This window comes from Rhodoglobus vestalii (assembly GCF_006788895.1).
Classification (GTDB): Bacteria; Actinomycetota; Actinomycetes; order Actinomycetales; family Microbacteriaceae; genus Rhodoglobus; species Rhodoglobus vestalii.
On the sequence record NZ_VFRA01000001.1, the window covers coordinates 499,439 to 513,481 of the forward strand.

Sequence of the window (14,043 nt, forward strand, 5' to 3'; positions counted from 1 at the left end):
CTGGGTGACAACATCCACTCGAGTGAGCCAGACCCAACTGCGGTGCGATTGGTGGTCTCAAGGGATGCGGTTCTAGTGTACGCAGAAATGAACGATCGTGCTAGGCGAAAAACTAACGTCTCGCTGTCGGATCAGTGACTCGCACGAGTACGCCCACCACAATGAACACTAGGGCTGCCGCGTAGTGCAATCCGGCGAACAGTTGAGTGTTGGCAATCTCGATCGGAAACACGGGATTCCAGAGAATCGCGATGGGCACGAGCCCGGTAGCCCACCACCACTGGCGTGCCTGCACAATGAGGACCACACAGATGAGCGCCATAATGCTGACCACATAGCGAACGACGGTAAAAATATCGGAGTCGATGATTGCCGCACCCACCAGCAGCACCAGAACCGCCAGTATTGCCGCCGGCAAAACAACCCGGCGAGGTCGATCAGGATACGTTGCACTCACGGAATCCAATATACCGGGCTCGCCAGTGTCGCCAGTGTCGCGCCGTCGCAGCGAACTCTAGACTCCGCCGCCACCACCACCACCGCCTCCACCACCTGAAGAGCCACCTCCACCGGAGCCTCCGCTTGAGCTGCTCGACGCACTGCCCGAATACGATTGTGCAATGGAGTCAGAGATGCTGGAGATATTTGCCGCGAACAGGGCACCGTTGAATGCCCCCGATCCTGCGTACCACTCTGGCGATTGTTCAGGGTAATAGTGGCCCAATTGCTCCGACCACTCCTTTTCGAGCCCGAACAACACGGCATGGGGAAGAAGTTTTTCGTAAATGCTGAGCACGTCATTTTCTCCCGTGGATTCGTTTCGCTCACGCAGCGCACCCCGGGGGCTTTGCAGCATCTGCAGGCGGTCAGCTTCTGCCAACCGAATATACAATTCAAGCCCCTCAAGATGATCACGGGTCTCGGCCCCGAGGGCCGTCACGGGTGTGCGGAACAGCAAGATTGCCGTCACGACCGCTGCTACCAGGGCGAACCCTGTCATGATGAACGGAATAGCCGCGCCGTGCGCCCCATCGATCAGAACTATTCCGACCACAATCGTTAGGGCCGCAGAAACCACAGAGAGAACGAACGGCAGGTAGCTACTCGCCGATGCCTTACGCCGAAAGCCTGCCGAAACCAGCCCAGAGTTCTCTCGCAAAACGATCTTGTACAGCCGTTGGCCGAGTTTGGCGTTGGGCTTAGCCAGATCGCGCACCGCTCCGTGCTGAAGTTGCTTACCGAAGAGGGCACGCAGAATCTCGAGTTCGACGCCACGCACGTCGGTCGGATCAACAAGTTCGAGACGATAGCTAGTTTTTTTCGAAAGAAACCCGCTCACCTCTGACTCCGCAATTCGCAACCTACCGCGCACGGCGAAATCGAGGATCTGCGCGGCGAACACTTTACCGCGCTTGCCCAGTAGGAGAGCAGCGGTCGTCACTGATAGATCACGTGGCGACAAGTATTCCGCAATGATGGTGGGTCTCCCCGCTGCATCAGCAAGCTTCGTGCGGCGAGTGCGGATAGCCCAGACCAAAGCTAGGAGCGCACCAAGAGCCCCGAACGGTTGCACAAAACCTGCACCGGTGGCGAGATAGGTGCTGTCGCGGGCGATAAACGTGCCGGGCTCGAACCCGAAGGCAACTGTGACGTTTTGACCTGCAGCCAGGTCGCTGTGCGTTGCAACAAATTGACCGGAGTCGATTGCACTGATGTCGCACTCCGCTGTCGAGCCCTCATAGCCCCAGTAGCATCGAGGCTCAGTAGTCAGCGATGCTGAGATTGCGCTACTTAGATGAACGGTGGCGGTTACGCTGCCGAATGGTTGATCCCATCCTGTTCCTATGGTGTCCCAGTACCACTCGTCGGCGTCGGTATTCGCAAAGTATCGGGTGACATTCGATTGTTCATAACGGAAAACGTAGGTCTGAGCGCCGTCAACGAAGGAGTCCCCCGCACTGGTAACCAGAGTGAATCCCTCATCGGTCTCGACCTCGAATGGCCGCGCTGTGCCCGTTTCATCGGTTACCGAAATATTTGAGAGATCGACGGGTGCGCCCTGGTACGAGTCGGGGATCGCGCGACGCATGCCTTGATTCTGGTTGGCAGGGAAAACGGCAACAAACGTCTCTTCGGTGCGCAGGGTTGATCGACCCTCGCTATCACGATCAAGAAAAAAGTCAGCGTCGTAGCTGTCGAATTCGAAGTCATCGACCCCGCTAGGCAGAACGTTCGCTGGACTGTACTGCTGATCCGCTGGGGCCGCTCCCGCAAGAGCCGCCACCCCCAGAATCATGACACCCAGCGCCATTAAACCCCGGAGAGTGCCGCTGCTTCGTGATCCTGGTCTGCCGTTTGTAAGCCCACGCTGTGCCACAGTGTCCCTTTCGAGCGATCGCGGCCCCAGCGTGGAGGCAACCCGTGGCCCGCTGTCGATAGAGTCGTCCTATGAAGAGTGCCTTGGCCGTCGAACACCTGCAAGAGCTAGTGAGCATACCGACTGTTTCTCGCGAAGATGCAGAAACCACCGATTGGACCGAATTCTCCCGTTTTGCCGGAGCACTCCGCAAACTATATCCGCTGTGCCACAGCCGCCTTGAGCGCGAGACAGTGCTCGAGCACTCTCTCATTTTTCGTTGGCGCGGTCGGTCATCCACCGAACCGTCGGCGCTTCTCGCACACTATGACGTCGTTGCTGCCCCTCCCGAGGGATGGAAACGGCCGCCCTTTGCGGGAGAGCTCAGCGGCAAAGGGGACGATCAGCTCATTTGGGGGCGCGGAACACTCGACAACAAAGGCTCCGTCGTCGCCATCCTTGAAGCTGTCGAGTCGCAGCTAGAAGCAGGACTCGTGCCTGCGCAAGACATCTATCTCTGCTTTGGACACGACGAAGAAACGCACGGCACCGGGGCATCCGCAATTGTCGATTTGCTCGAACAACGCGGAGTGAAACCTGTTTTGGTGCTGGACGAGGGGGGCGCAATTGTTGACGACGTCTTCGATCAGGTCGATGCTCCGATGGCCGTAGTGGGTGTCGCCGAGAAGGGCACAGCAATGCTGCGTCTCACCGTCGATCAGTCGGGTGGCCACGCGTCAACACCGCCCCGGATGACGGCGTCCGTTCGGCTCGCCCAGGCAATCATGCGGCTTAACTCGCGACCGTTTCCCGCACATCTGACCGCGACGGGCTCGGATCTGCTTCACACCATCGGCATTCACGCCACCGGGTTTACTGGATTCCTATTGCGGAATGTGTCGTGGACTCGCCCTCTGCTCGTGCCTGTCTTAGTGCGTAAAAGTGACGAACTTGCGGCGATGTTGCGCACCACACAGGCCGTCACGATGCTCGAGGGCGGTCATGCGGTGAATGCGCTTCCTGAACGAGTGAGCGCCATCATCAATGTTCGAATTGCTGTCAACTCCAGCATGGCAGCCACGATCACGCACGTGACACGCGCCATCAACGACAAGAAGGTGCGAATCACCGTGGAGTCCCCCGGTGAGCCCTCCCCGGTGTCGCCAACTTCTGGGTTTGCGTGGGAGCTACTGCGATCAACAATCGAGAAGAGCTTCCCGGGAACTATTGTGACGCCATACATCCAAAATGGAGCTACGGACAGCCGCCACTTCACCCGCATCAGTCGCGGTGTGTATCGGTTTACTCCATTCGCGATGGCACGCGAGATGCGCGATACCCTCCATGCCCGCAACGAACGAATGCTCATCAGCAGCTACCTTGATGGCATCAACTTCTACCGAGCCCTCATCGCCTCGCTCTAACCTGCAACTCCCACACCCGTGGCGAATGGCAACTCGCTCGTCCCCGCTATTTCCTGCGCGATCCACTGCCCCAGCTCGGCCGGACGGTCAGTGACGATTCCGTCTACACCCAGCGACACGGCATCCGCCCATGTTTCGGAATCATTGAGTGTATAGATAAGGATGCCGAGCCCGGCATCATGTACACGCTGCACCAGCTGTGGGTTTGTCGTGATGGCCCTCTTGCTCGTCACGAGAGCAATGGCTCCCGCGGCTGCCGCAAGCGCCGCGGGGTCACCCTCGATATCCCGCACGATCAGCATTCCGGGCAATTCTGGGCTAACCCGCTGCAAAGCCTGCAGGGTCATGATGTCGAAACTGCCAATCATGACGTGGTCATTGACGCGATGGCGGGCGATGAGGTCTGAGACGAGCGCGACTTGCTCGTCGGTCCACGTGCCTTTCAATTCAAGAATCGCGTTCTTCGTTGACCAGCGCAGCAAATTGAGGAACTCTTCGAGCGTCGGAACGGTAGCACCGACAAATTCGTCACCGAACCAGGATCCGGCGTCGAGCGCTGAAAGCTCTTCGTAGGTGTAGTTCCACACCGGCCCTGTGCCATCCGTCGTGCGATCCACCGTCCAGTCATGCATGAGCACCGGAATACCGTCTGCGGTGAGCTGCACATCGGTTTCAACGTAGTCGGCTGGGCTATTGAGTGCCTGGCCGAGCGCCGCGAGGGTGTTCTCTGGCGCCGCGGTCACATCACCGCGGTGTCCAGCAATAAAGGCTGCTTCCCCCGGCGAACGCAAAGCGGAGAACACACCCATCGCATGAACGCGACTGACATTGACGTTCAGCACTAGCGCCAGAGTGATCGCGGTGACAATCGCCGCCGCAACGGCGGCTTTGCGCGCACGCAGATGAGGATATGCCGGTACTAAGTTTTGCGGTGTCGTCATTGACTCGCCATCCTTTGTCGGGTTGCCGCACGTTCACGGTGGCCCCACTATAGCGAGTCTGTTACCTGTCTGTTACCTAATCAGTAAATTATTTGAGGCGTGTCTCAATAGCTTCTCGCACCGGAATCGAGGGAACAGCGCCATGATTCTCGACGGAAATCGACGCCGCAGCTCCGGCAAACCTCAGTGCGTCATCCGGCAGCATTCCCTCCACAACAGCAGCGGCAAAAGCTCCACAGAATGTGTCACCAGCGCCCGTAGCGTCGACGGCGGTTACCCGATGCGCCGGAACCAGAACTGGCTCAGCACCAACACGGTGCAACGACGCGCCCTCGGCACCGAGGGTCACAACCACCGTCGGAGTGAGCGCGAGCAGCCGTTGCCCCACACCCTCAGGCTCAGCATCCAACCCGTTATCGCGGGCCAACTCAGCGGCTTCATGCTCATTAACAATGAGCACATCCAGAGTCTCGATCAAAGCTTCGGGCAACTCCTGGATGGGGGCGGCGTTAAGAATCACACGCGTACCGGCCGCTCTGGCAATACGTGCTGCTTCGACCACCGTGTCGAGCGGAATCTCCAACTGCATTACCAGGGCGGAGGCTTCACTGATGGCTGCAGCATCGGCGCTCGTGAGAGCGGTTACCTGGCCGTTCGCGCCAGGCTCGACAATGATGATGTTCTCCCCGGTGCCATCGACGGCTATCAATGCCGTGCCCGTGGGCATCGCAACTGTGCGCAGCAACGACACATCGATGCCATCGTCACTGAGGCCAGAGCGAACCTGCTCCCCAAAAGCGTCGTCACCAACAGCACCAATAAAAACGGTCGCAGCACCCGCTCGCGCCGCGGCAACAGCCTGATTTTGACCTTTGCCCCCGAGGGCTGTGCTGAGCCCGTGCGAAAGAACAGTCTCGCCGGGTGAAGGAATTCGCTCCACACGAAAAACCTGATCAATGTTTGCGCTACCGACAACAACAATTCCTGACATCAGTCAAAAGTACCGTAGTCTGCGCGCCACCTCAGCGGTGCTAGTCAGATTTTCCCGCTTCGGCGGCCGCGACAATCCTGTTGACCATGCCGCTAAAAATTGCGCCGTGGAAAGGAAGAATCGCGAGCCAGTACAGTCGACCGCCCAGTCCGCTCGGGAAGAAAACCGCACGCTGTCGATAACGCGAGCCGCCATCACCGCTCTCGCTCACGGTCAGCTCAAGCCACGCTCGCCCTGGCAGCTTCATTTCGGCGCGCAAGCGAAGACTGCGCCCACGATCGATACTCTCGACCCGCCAAAAATCAAGCGCATCGCCGGTATTAAGGGTACTGGGATGGCGACGCCCTCGTCGGAGACCAACACCCCCAACGAGCTTGTCGAGCCAGCCGCGCAGAGCCCAAGCGAGCGGGAACGAATACCACCCGTTCTCGCCACCGATGCCCTCGACCACCGCCCACAGTGCCGCCGGCGACGCCGGTGTGTGTCGTTCGCGCAAGTCGGTATAGACGGTGTGACCGGTCCACTCCGGATCGCTCGGAATCGGGTCGCTCGGCGCGCCCGCAACGGTGGCATCCTGCCAACTCGTCTCAACCTCTCCGTCACTCATCTTGACGAGCGCCAAACGCACCGAGGTTCGATACCCGGTAAGCCCACCTTCAGGCTCCGGGATGAAATCAGAAACAGACTTATCTCGAACAACACAGTCAAACTGCAGCGATTCGATGATCGGTACCGCAAGCAAACGAGGAATTGGGGTCACCAGATTCACCCACTGTGAGGCCAGCCAGGGAGTAAGCACCGGAAGTGACGCGATGGGCCGCTGGTGAAGGCCCGCTTCAAGCGCGTAGCCATTCATCATTTGGCCGTAGCGCAGCACGTCCGGCCCGCCAATGTCGAAACTGCGGTTGAGGTCTTTCTTCAGTTCTAGGGCAGACACGAGATAGTAGAGCACATCGCGAACCGCGATTGGTTGGATGAAGTTGCGCACCCATTTCGGTGCCGGCATGTAGGGCAATACTTCGGTGAGATGGCGGATCATTTCGAACGATGCCGAACCTGAACCAATGACAACTCCCGCGTTGAACGCAATAGTGGGCACCCCCGAATCCATGAGGATGCGGCCGACCTCGGCCCGACTGCGCAAATGGCGGCTGAGTTCTTCAACCTCACCCTCGGGGTGGAGGCCGCCCAAATAGACGATCCGCTCGACTCCGGCGCTCTTGGCCGCGGTCGCCACATTGCGTGCGGAAACCTTTTCCGTCTTCTCAAAGTCGCCCTTGGCACCCATGGCATGCACCAGATAGTAGAGCGCATCAATGTCCGCTACCGCAGCGGTAAGTGTTTCTGCGTCGGTGAGATCACCGACAACGGTTTCCACATCGTTGCGCCACGGCACATCCCGCAATTTTCGGGGGTTTCGCACAAGAACTCGCACCGTGTGCCCCGCAACAATCAGCCGAGGTACGAGTCGGCCACCCAAATATCCTGTTGCTCCAGTTACGAGAACGTGCATCCTACAACTCTAAACAGCGCAACTGGGAAGTGGCGCACAGCACCAGTCGTGAAGGAATGACCGCCGCGGTTTCTCTAAATCATAGATTTAGTATGCCAGACCGTTTTTGTCTCGGTCCACTGCACAATACGTTCGATGGATGGCGCAGGAACCCCCACCACCGGCCCCGAAACCCGCTTCAGGGTGTCGGCTGCGGCGATCTGCAGGTCAACCCATTCGAGCTGTTCTGCTCCAGCAAGGTCGAGACCATTGACATCCGCGTGACTCGCCAGCCAGGGGGCGATCTCCGCCGGCGAGCCCGTGAGGATGTTGACGACGCCTCCCGGAACATCGCTCGTAGCAAGAACCTCTGAGAGGCTGATCGCACTGAGCGGTGCGCCCTGGTGAGCAACAACGACAACCGTATTTCCACTGACGAGAGCCGGAGCAATGACGCTCACGAGTCCCAGTAGCGACGACGAGTCTTGAGGCGCAACGATCGCGATAATCCCGCTCGGCTCCGGCGTGGAGAGGTTGAAGTATGGACCAGAGACCGGGTTGCCGTTTCCCGCTACCTGCGCGTATTTGTCGGCCCAGCCCGCATACCAAACCCACGCGTCAATAGCGGTATCCAGCTGAGCGGTCGCTGCCGACTTCGACAGCGACTCCGTTGCCATCAACTCATCGATGAACTGCTCACGACGGCCCTCCAGCAGCTCGGCGATGCGGTACAGCACCTGGCCGCGGTTGTAGGCGGTGGCCGTCGACCAACCGTTGAAGGCTGACCGTGCCGCCACCACGGCATCCCGTGCATCCTTGCGGCTCGCCAATGCGGCGTTCGCGAGGAACGCACCCTTCTTGGTGGTCACCTCATACGTGCGGCCGCTCTCGCTCCGCGGAAACTTGCCACCGATGTAAAGCTTGTAGGTCTTGGGAACCGTGAGACGGGTCACTTCTTGCCACCTTTCGTGACGGCGGGCGTGGCCCAGCCAGAGGATTCCAAGTACGAAGCCAGTCCGTGACGGCCTCCCTCGCGACCATAGCCGCTCTCCTTGTAGCCTCCGAAGGGCGACGCAGGGTCGAAACGGTTGAACGTATTGGCCCAGATGACTCCGGCACGCAGCTTGTCAGCCACGGCGAGGATTCGGGAGCCCTTATCGCTCCAGATGCCCGCAGACAGCCCGTAGGGGGTGTTGTTGGCTTTGGCGACGGCTTCTGCCGGGGTTCGGAAGGTCAACACACTCAGCACGGGGCCGAACACTTCTTCGCGAGCGATACGACTCGAGGTCGACACATTCGTGAAGATCGTGGGCGCGAACCAGAACCCGGTTTGAGGCATGTCGCATTTGGCGGTCCACCGCTCGGCACCCTCGGCTTCGCCAATGTTGCTGAGTTCATGGATGCGCTCCAGCTGCGCCTTGGAGTTGATTGCCCCAATGTCGGTGTTTTTGTCGAGCGGGTCCCCCATGCGCAGAGTGGAGAGCCGCGCTTTGAGCCGATCCACGACCTCATCGTGGATGTTCTCCTGCACCAGAAGGCGCGAACCTGCACAGCAAACATGGCCCTGATTGAAGAAGATGCCGTCGACGATTCCCTCAATGGCCTGATCGATAGGTGCGTCGTCGAAGACGATGTTCGCGGCCTTACCGCCGAGTTCGAGCGTGACTTTCTTGCCCGTGCCGGCAATCGACTTGGCGATCGCGCGGCCGACTCCCGTGGAACCGGTGAAGGCAACCTTATTGACGTCCGGGTGGTTAACGAGAGCGTGGCCCGTGTCCCCTGCACCGGTCACGATGTTGACGACGCCGTTGGGGAGGCCAGCCTGCTGGAGGATTTCGGCGAAGATCATCGCGCTGAGCGGTGTGGTCTCGGCCGGTTTGATCACGACGGTGTTGCCCGCGGCGAGCGCCGGAGCGATTTTCCAGGCGAGCATGAGCAGTGGGAAGTTCCACGGGATCACCTGAGCAGCAACGCCAAGCGACTGCGGGTTCGGGCCGAGCCCGGCATAGTCGAGCTTGTCTGCCCATCCCGCATAGTAGAAGAACCAGGCGGCAACGAGAGGCACGTCAACATCACGGCTCTCCTTGATCGGCTTTCCGTTGTCGAGGCTCTCCGCCACGGCAAGCTCGCGAGCGCGCTCCTGTACGAGCCGTGCGATGCGGAAGAGATACTTGCCGCGGTCTGCGCCCGACAGCTTCGACCAGGTGCGGTCGTAGGCTTTGCGGGCGGCCGCAACTGCGGCATCCACGTCAGCATTATTGGCGTTGGAGATTGACGCAATCGCTTTTTCTGTTGCGGGAGAAATTGTGGTGAATGAGTCTCCACGCCCGTCAACAAATTCACCGTCGATGAAGAGCCCGTAGTGCTTCTTCAGGTGGAGAATCGAGGTCGATTCGGGGGCCGGTGCGTAGTCGAGAAAGCTTGGTGCTTTCACGCTCAGTGCGGTGTCATTCTCAGTCATGGTGTGCCTCAGTCAATCGTGACGTAGTCGGGGCCGGAGTAGTGGCCGGTAGTGAGTTTCTGACGCTGCATGAGAACGTCATTGAGAAGACTGGAGGCACCGAAACGGAACAGGTGCGGCTGCAGCCATTCCTCACCAACGGTTTCGGCCACGGTCACCAGATACTTGATCGCATCCTTAGAACTACGGATGCCACCAGCAGGCTTTACGCCAATCTTTTCGCCGGTGAGCAGGTGCCAGTCGCGCACAACCTCAAGCATCAGCAGAGTGACGGGCAGGGTCGCGGCCGGCGACACCTTGCCGGTGGACGTCTTGATGAAGTCTCCCCCGGCAAGAATCGATAGCCACGATGCTTTGCGCACGTTGTCGTAGGTGTTGAGCTCACCGGTTTCGAGGATGACCTTGAGGTGGGTATAGGTGCCGTTATCGCGTCGGCACGCCTCTTTGACGGCAACGATCTGGTCGAAGACGATCCCGTATTTGCCGGCGAGGAATGCGCCGCGGTCGATGACCATATCAATCTCGTCAGCACCGTTTGCTACGGCTTCCTTGGTGTCAGCGATCTTGATCGGAAGTGATGAGCGACCGCTCGGGAATGCGGTAGCGACAGCAGCAATGTTGATCCCCTCATCTGAGCCGTTCGACCATGCCGAACCTAATGCTTCTGCCGCGAACGGAACCATATCGCCGTAAACGCAGACAGCAGCAACCTGTGGCGTGCTCGAATCCCCCGGATCAGGAAGCACGGCTTTGGCCGCCAACGAACGCACCTTGCCCGGAGTGTCTGCACCCTCCAGCGTCGTCAGGTCAATGAGCTTGATGATGGTGTCGAGCGCCCATGCCTTTGAGGTGGTTTTGATTGATCGGGTGCCCAGCCCAGCAGCACGCTTCTCGAGCCCGACAGCGTCAACACCCGAGAGCCCCTCAAGGTGAAGCTTGAGAGATTTCTCCGTCAGATCTGCACCGATGAGAGTGACCGCCCGCTCAGCAGGAGCGAGCGCGATGGCCGATTCGATAGTCATGTGGTTTCCTCCAGAAGTGCGTGTGCTGTGGCCTCATCGGTGACGATAACGGAACACAACCCACTCGTAACGACGGCGCGTGCGACGTCATGCTTAGCGTCACCCGCGACGACAAAAATTGCGTGCTCTGCTGCACGAAGCTCAGTAAGACCAATACCGACCGTGCGCTCATCCAAAGCAAAATCGACAATCTCACCGTTGCGGTCAATATAGCGCCCGACAACATCGCCGACAGCACCCTTGGCCACAAGGTTGTCAACATCATCCTCGGTCAAATAGCCACTGTCGATGTGTACCGAACTCGCACCGGCGACACCAGCGCTATAAAGATAGGCGGATGCCGAAGCGCCAAGTGCACGAACGCTGGCAACCGATCGGTCGCGCTCAATCGCACGCTTCGTTTCGACCTGCTCAAGAATTGCGGGGATCGGCAGCAGCGTTGCTTGACCGTGTCCTTTTTGGGCAATGGTCACGGCAGTCTGGGCTGCGGTTCCCTGCTTGCTATTGAGGCTCACACCGCCGTTGATCTGCACAACCTGCACACCAATGGTCCACCCGGGAGCAAGTAGGCGAGCAACCTCGTCTAGGGTGCGCCCCCAGCTCACACCGAGAGTGCGAGGAACAGGTCTGACTGCTGCAAGGTAATCGGCAGCGGCCTGGGCCACGCGAGGGTTCACCTCTTCGCCATCGGTAGGAAGCGGAACAACGACCGCATCTTTGAGACCGAAACGGTCTCGGAGCTGGCGTTCGACATCCAGTCGCCGGGCGCGGGGGTGCACGATGTCGATGCGCACAATTCCTGTTTCGCGCGCACGGGTGAGCAGCCGCCCTACTTTCCAACGGGTGATGCCCAGCAGGGCACCCACTTCGTCTTGAGTCTTATTCTCTTCGTAGTAGAGCTCAGCAACGCGCACGGCTAAGAGCTCGGTCGATTCGTCCACTGCGGCCTCCTCCCCCAACGATAGAGTCAGGCGCTCACTGCTGCAACATTTGTGACTCTGGATGCTCAGATGAGCAGCAAACTCCCGGGTGACGGCCACAACATCGACTGAGCAGACGAAACCCGAGAACCCAATAAGGTTGATGCCGTGACCACCACCACATCAAATCGCTACGCCCTTGCCATCGACCTCGGCGGAACAAAAGTAGAAGCCGCCCTTGTCGACCCCAACGGTGCCATTTTCCCACCGAGTCGCTTTCGCGCCCCAACAGGTCGCGCATCGTCCAGCGACCAACTCGCCGAAAGCGTGCGCACCGTCATCCGCAAGTCCACAGCAGCATTGCCCGATGACGCAGAACTCCTCGGTGCAGGAATCGGCAGCGCCGGCCCCATTTCGCTATCCCGCGGCGAGGTCTCCCCCCTCAACCTTCCAGCGTGGCGTGACTTTGGACTGCGCGCCGTTGTCGAAGAGGAACTCCCCGGACTCTCCGTTTCGCTTCGGGGTGACGGAAACTGCATCGCCCTGGCCGAACACTGGATCGGTGCAGCCCAAGGGGTGAAGTTCTTTATGGGTATGGTCGTGTCGACCGGGGTTGGCGGCGGCCTCATCCTCGACGATCGGCTCATTGATGGCCCCACCGGCAACGGCGGCCACTTTGGGCATGTTGAAGTCGGCGGTGAAGACACGGTCTGCGGATGCGGCGGAACCGGGTGCGTCGAAGCGGTTGCCTCCGGTCCCAAAACCGTCGAATGGGCACAGGCTCACGGCTGGACCGGAACTACGGGCGAAGAACTAGCAGCACACTACGCCGACGGCAACGAAATTGCCGTTCAGGCTGTGCGCCGCTCTGCTCGCGCAGTTGGCCACGCGATCGCTTCCGCAACAGCACTCGTTGACCTCGAGCTCGTTGCCATTGGCGGAGGCTTCTCTCACGTCTCCGCCGACTACATTGCCCTCGTCGCCGAAGCGATTACCGATCGCGCAGCGTTCCCCTTCATCACCAAGGTTCGCGTCGTCGCATCGGCGCTCTCCCATGACGGTCCCCTAATCGGAGCTGCCGCCCTCGTGCACCACCCTGAACGACTCAGTGAGGCCGCGCGAGCGTAGCGCTCAGTTGCGCAACTTGTCACTGGTGGTCGGGGTGATCTGCAACTCATCCTCGACAAACCGTGGCCGTGTGAGCCAAAGCGCGCTAACCAAGCCCAGCAGGCTTGCGGCGAGCAGAAACATGAGCGGCAGAACCCAACCGCCCGAAAGTTCGCGGACCAAAGCAACAGCGAAGGGGCCGAGCGCGGCTACCGTATAGCCGATGCTCTGCACAAACCCACTGAGTGCAGCCGACGCCTCGTGGCTGCGCGTGCGCAGATTGATAAGAACAAGACTGATCGGAAATGTGATGCTCCCGACACCGACAAGGAGCACCCAGAGCCACGTCAGGGTTTCGGGAGCGAACGCCAGGCCAATGAAGCCGACCGCGCCAGCAACGACGCCAGCGAGGATGATGAGGCCCACGTTCGAGATTCGGCTAACCAGAATGGGCGAAAGGATGCCGAGGGGGATGCCGATGAGCCCAAAGAGCGACAGCATCGCGCCCGCCTCGACATTGGTCATGTTCGCCGACTCGATAAGGATCTCGGGGAGCCAAGCAAAAAACGAGTAGAAGCTGATTGACGAGACTGCGAAGGCAATGGTGATCGCCCACGCCGTCCTCGATCGAACCATTGACCACACTGAGATGCTCGTCGGTGCCGCTAGGACAGCTGCTTCCCGTGCCGCCGCGCGACGCGAATCTCGCCCCCGCAACGAAAGAACGAGCCAGGGCACAAGTGCCGTAAGGGCAAGCACAGCCCACACCGACACCGACACACGCCATCCCGCGACCTCCGCCACGGGAGCGGCAAAGAACGCGGGGATTGCCGCGCCCATCGAAATGAGCATGACATAGCCGCCGGTTACCGTTGCAAGGCGATCAGGAAAGTACTTTTTCACCGCCGGTGGTAGCAAAATATTGCCGATGCCCATGCCGCCCAGCGCGATGATGCTTCCGAGTGCCAGCATGAGGTAGTTGTCGCTGAGAGCACGGATGCCCGAACCAACCACCATGGCGATGGCGGCGATGAGCAAGCTCGCGTCAAGCCCTCGGGTGCGTGCCAGTGCTGGAGCAAAGATTCCGGCAAGCGCGAAAGCTATTGGTGGAAGCATTCCGAGCACCCCAAGCCCGAAGCTGGTGAGCGCAATGTCGTTCTCAATCACACTGAGAATCGGAGAGATGGCGGCAACCGCGGTGCGCACATTGAGGGCAATGAAGAGGATGCCCAGGAGCGCGAGAATCCGCCCTCGCCATATAGTGCGCGAGCTAGTAGTCATTCGAAGAAGTCTACGTGTCGCTCAACACTCGGAATGCTAGTTTGAGGG

At 59.6% G+C, this 14,043-nt stretch carries 12 protein-coding genes; 2 read left to right on the forward strand and 10 right to left on the reverse strand.

Going from position 1 to position 14,043, the window contains the following annotated elements; all coding sequences use genetic code 11:
* Positions 1 to 112: 112 nt before the first annotated feature.
* On the reverse strand, positions 113 to 457 hold the full coding sequence (locus FB472_RS02450; protein WP_141989507.1) for a DUF6804 family protein: 345 nt from the start codon (positions 455 to 457) through the stop codon (positions 113 to 115).
* Positions 458 to 514: 57 nt separating this feature from the next.
* Positions 515 to 2,311: a DUF2207 domain-containing protein gene (locus FB472_RS02455; protein WP_141989508.1), complete on the reverse strand. Its 1,797-nt coding sequence runs from the start codon at positions 2,309 to 2,311 to the stop codon at positions 515 to 517.
* Positions 2,312 to 2,448: 137 nt separating this feature from the next.
* Between FB472_RS02455 and FB472_RS02460 the strand changes: the two genes are divergently transcribed.
* Complete coding sequence (locus tag FB472_RS02460) at positions 2,449 to 3,780, forward strand: M20/M25/M40 family metallo-hydrolase (RefSeq protein ID WP_141989509.1); 1,332 nt, start codon at positions 2,449 to 2,451, stop codon at positions 3,778 to 3,780.
* On the opposite strand, the gene FB472_RS02465 is transcribed toward FB472_RS02460, so the two are convergent.
* The 7 genes from FB472_RS02465 to FB472_RS02495 all read right to left on the reverse strand — a co-directional run bounded on the left by FB472_RS02465 (position 3,777) and on the right by FB472_RS02495 (position 11,628).
* Positions 3,777 to 4,721 carry a glycerophosphodiester phosphodiesterase gene (locus FB472_RS02465; protein ID WP_141989510.1) on the reverse strand — a complete coding sequence of 315 codons (945 nt, stop codon included), beginning with the start codon at positions 4,719 to 4,721 and terminating at the stop codon, positions 3,777 to 3,779. The two genes, FB472_RS02460 and FB472_RS02465, sit on opposite strands and share 4 nt — an antisense overlap.
* A gap of 88 nt (positions 4,722 to 4,809) precedes the next feature.
* Positions 4,810 to 5,712 (reverse strand): ribokinase, encoded by a 903-nt coding sequence (locus FB472_RS02470; protein WP_141989511.1) that lies wholly within the window; start codon positions 5,710 to 5,712, stop codon positions 4,810 to 4,812.
* Between the two features lie 40 nt (positions 5,713 to 5,752).
* Positions 5,753 to 7,225: an SDR family oxidoreductase gene (locus tag FB472_RS02475; RefSeq protein WP_141989512.1), complete on the reverse strand. Its 1,473-nt coding sequence runs from the start codon at positions 7,223 to 7,225 to the stop codon at positions 5,753 to 5,755.
* Positions 7,226 to 7,299: 74 nt separating this feature from the next.
* Positions 7,300 to 8,157, reverse strand: a complete 858-nt coding sequence (locus FB472_RS02480; protein WP_141989513.1) for an aldehyde dehydrogenase family protein — start codon at positions 8,155 to 8,157, stop codon at positions 7,300 to 7,302.
* Positions 8,154 to 9,665 (reverse strand): aldehyde dehydrogenase family protein, encoded by a 1,512-nt coding sequence (locus FB472_RS02485; RefSeq protein WP_141989514.1) that lies wholly within the window; start codon positions 9,663 to 9,665, stop codon positions 8,154 to 8,156. The genes FB472_RS02480 and FB472_RS02485 overlap by 4 nt, the downstream gene beginning before the upstream one ends.
* 8 nt (positions 9,666 to 9,673) lie before the next feature.
* Entirely contained in the window at positions 9,674 to 10,687 is a 1,014-nt protein-coding gene (gene deoC / locus FB472_RS02490) for a deoxyribose-phosphate aldolase (RefSeq protein ID WP_141989515.1), read from the reverse strand.
* Positions 10,684 to 11,628, reverse strand: coding sequence for a sugar-binding transcriptional regulator (locus FB472_RS02495; RefSeq protein ID WP_141989516.1), 945 nt, complete (start codon positions 11,626 to 11,628; stop codon positions 10,684 to 10,686). Before FB472_RS02495 ends, deoC begins: the two co-directional genes overlap by 4 nt.
* 147 nt (positions 11,629 to 11,775) lie before the next feature.
* Here FB472_RS02495 and FB472_RS02500 point away from each other — a divergent pair, with 147 nt between their 5' ends.
* A complete protein-coding gene (locus tag FB472_RS02500) occupies positions 11,776 to 12,735 on the forward strand; it encodes an ROK family protein (RefSeq protein WP_021808488.1) in 960 nt (319 codons plus the stop codon).
* 3 nt (positions 12,736 to 12,738) lie between these two features.
* Here FB472_RS02500 and FB472_RS02505 read toward each other — a convergent pair whose 3' ends face one another.
* Positions 12,739 to 13,995: an MFS transporter gene (locus FB472_RS02505; RefSeq protein ID WP_141989517.1), complete on the reverse strand. Its 1,257-nt coding sequence runs from the start codon at positions 13,993 to 13,995 to the stop codon at positions 12,739 to 12,741.
* Positions 13,996 to 14,043 lie beyond the last annotated feature (48 nt).

Excerpts from the sequence above, each read along its gene's own strand:
- FB472_RS02455 (WP_141989508.1), bottom strand. The coding sequence starts at position 2,311 with ATGGCGCTGGGTGTCATGATTCTGGGGGTGGCGGCTCTTGCGGGAGCG.
- FB472_RS02460 (WP_141989509.1), top strand. The coding sequence starts at position 2,449 with ATGAAGAGTGCCTTGGCCGTCGAACACCTGCAAGAGCTAGTGAGCATA.
- FB472_RS02465 (WP_141989510.1), bottom strand. The coding sequence starts at position 4,721 with ATGACGACACCGCAAAACTTAGTACCGGCATATCCTCATCTGCGTGCG.
- FB472_RS02470 (WP_141989511.1), bottom strand. The coding sequence starts at position 5,712 with ATGTCAGGAATTGTTGTTGTCGGTAGCGCAAACATTGATCAGGTTTTT.
- FB472_RS02475 (WP_141989512.1), bottom strand. The coding sequence starts at position 7,225 with ATGCACGTTCTCGTAACTGGAGCAACAGGATATTTGGGTGGCCGACTC.
- FB472_RS02485 (WP_141989514.1), bottom strand. The coding sequence starts at position 9,665 with ATGACTGAGAATGACACCGCACTGAGCGTGAAAGCACCAAGCTTTCTC.
- deoC (WP_141989515.1), bottom strand. The coding sequence starts at position 10,687 with ATGACTATCGAATCGGCCATCGCGCTCGCTCCTGCTGAGCGGGCGGTC.
- FB472_RS02505 (WP_141989517.1), bottom strand. The coding sequence starts at position 13,995 with ATGACTACTAGCTCGCGCACTATATGGCGAGGGCGGATTCTCGCGCTC.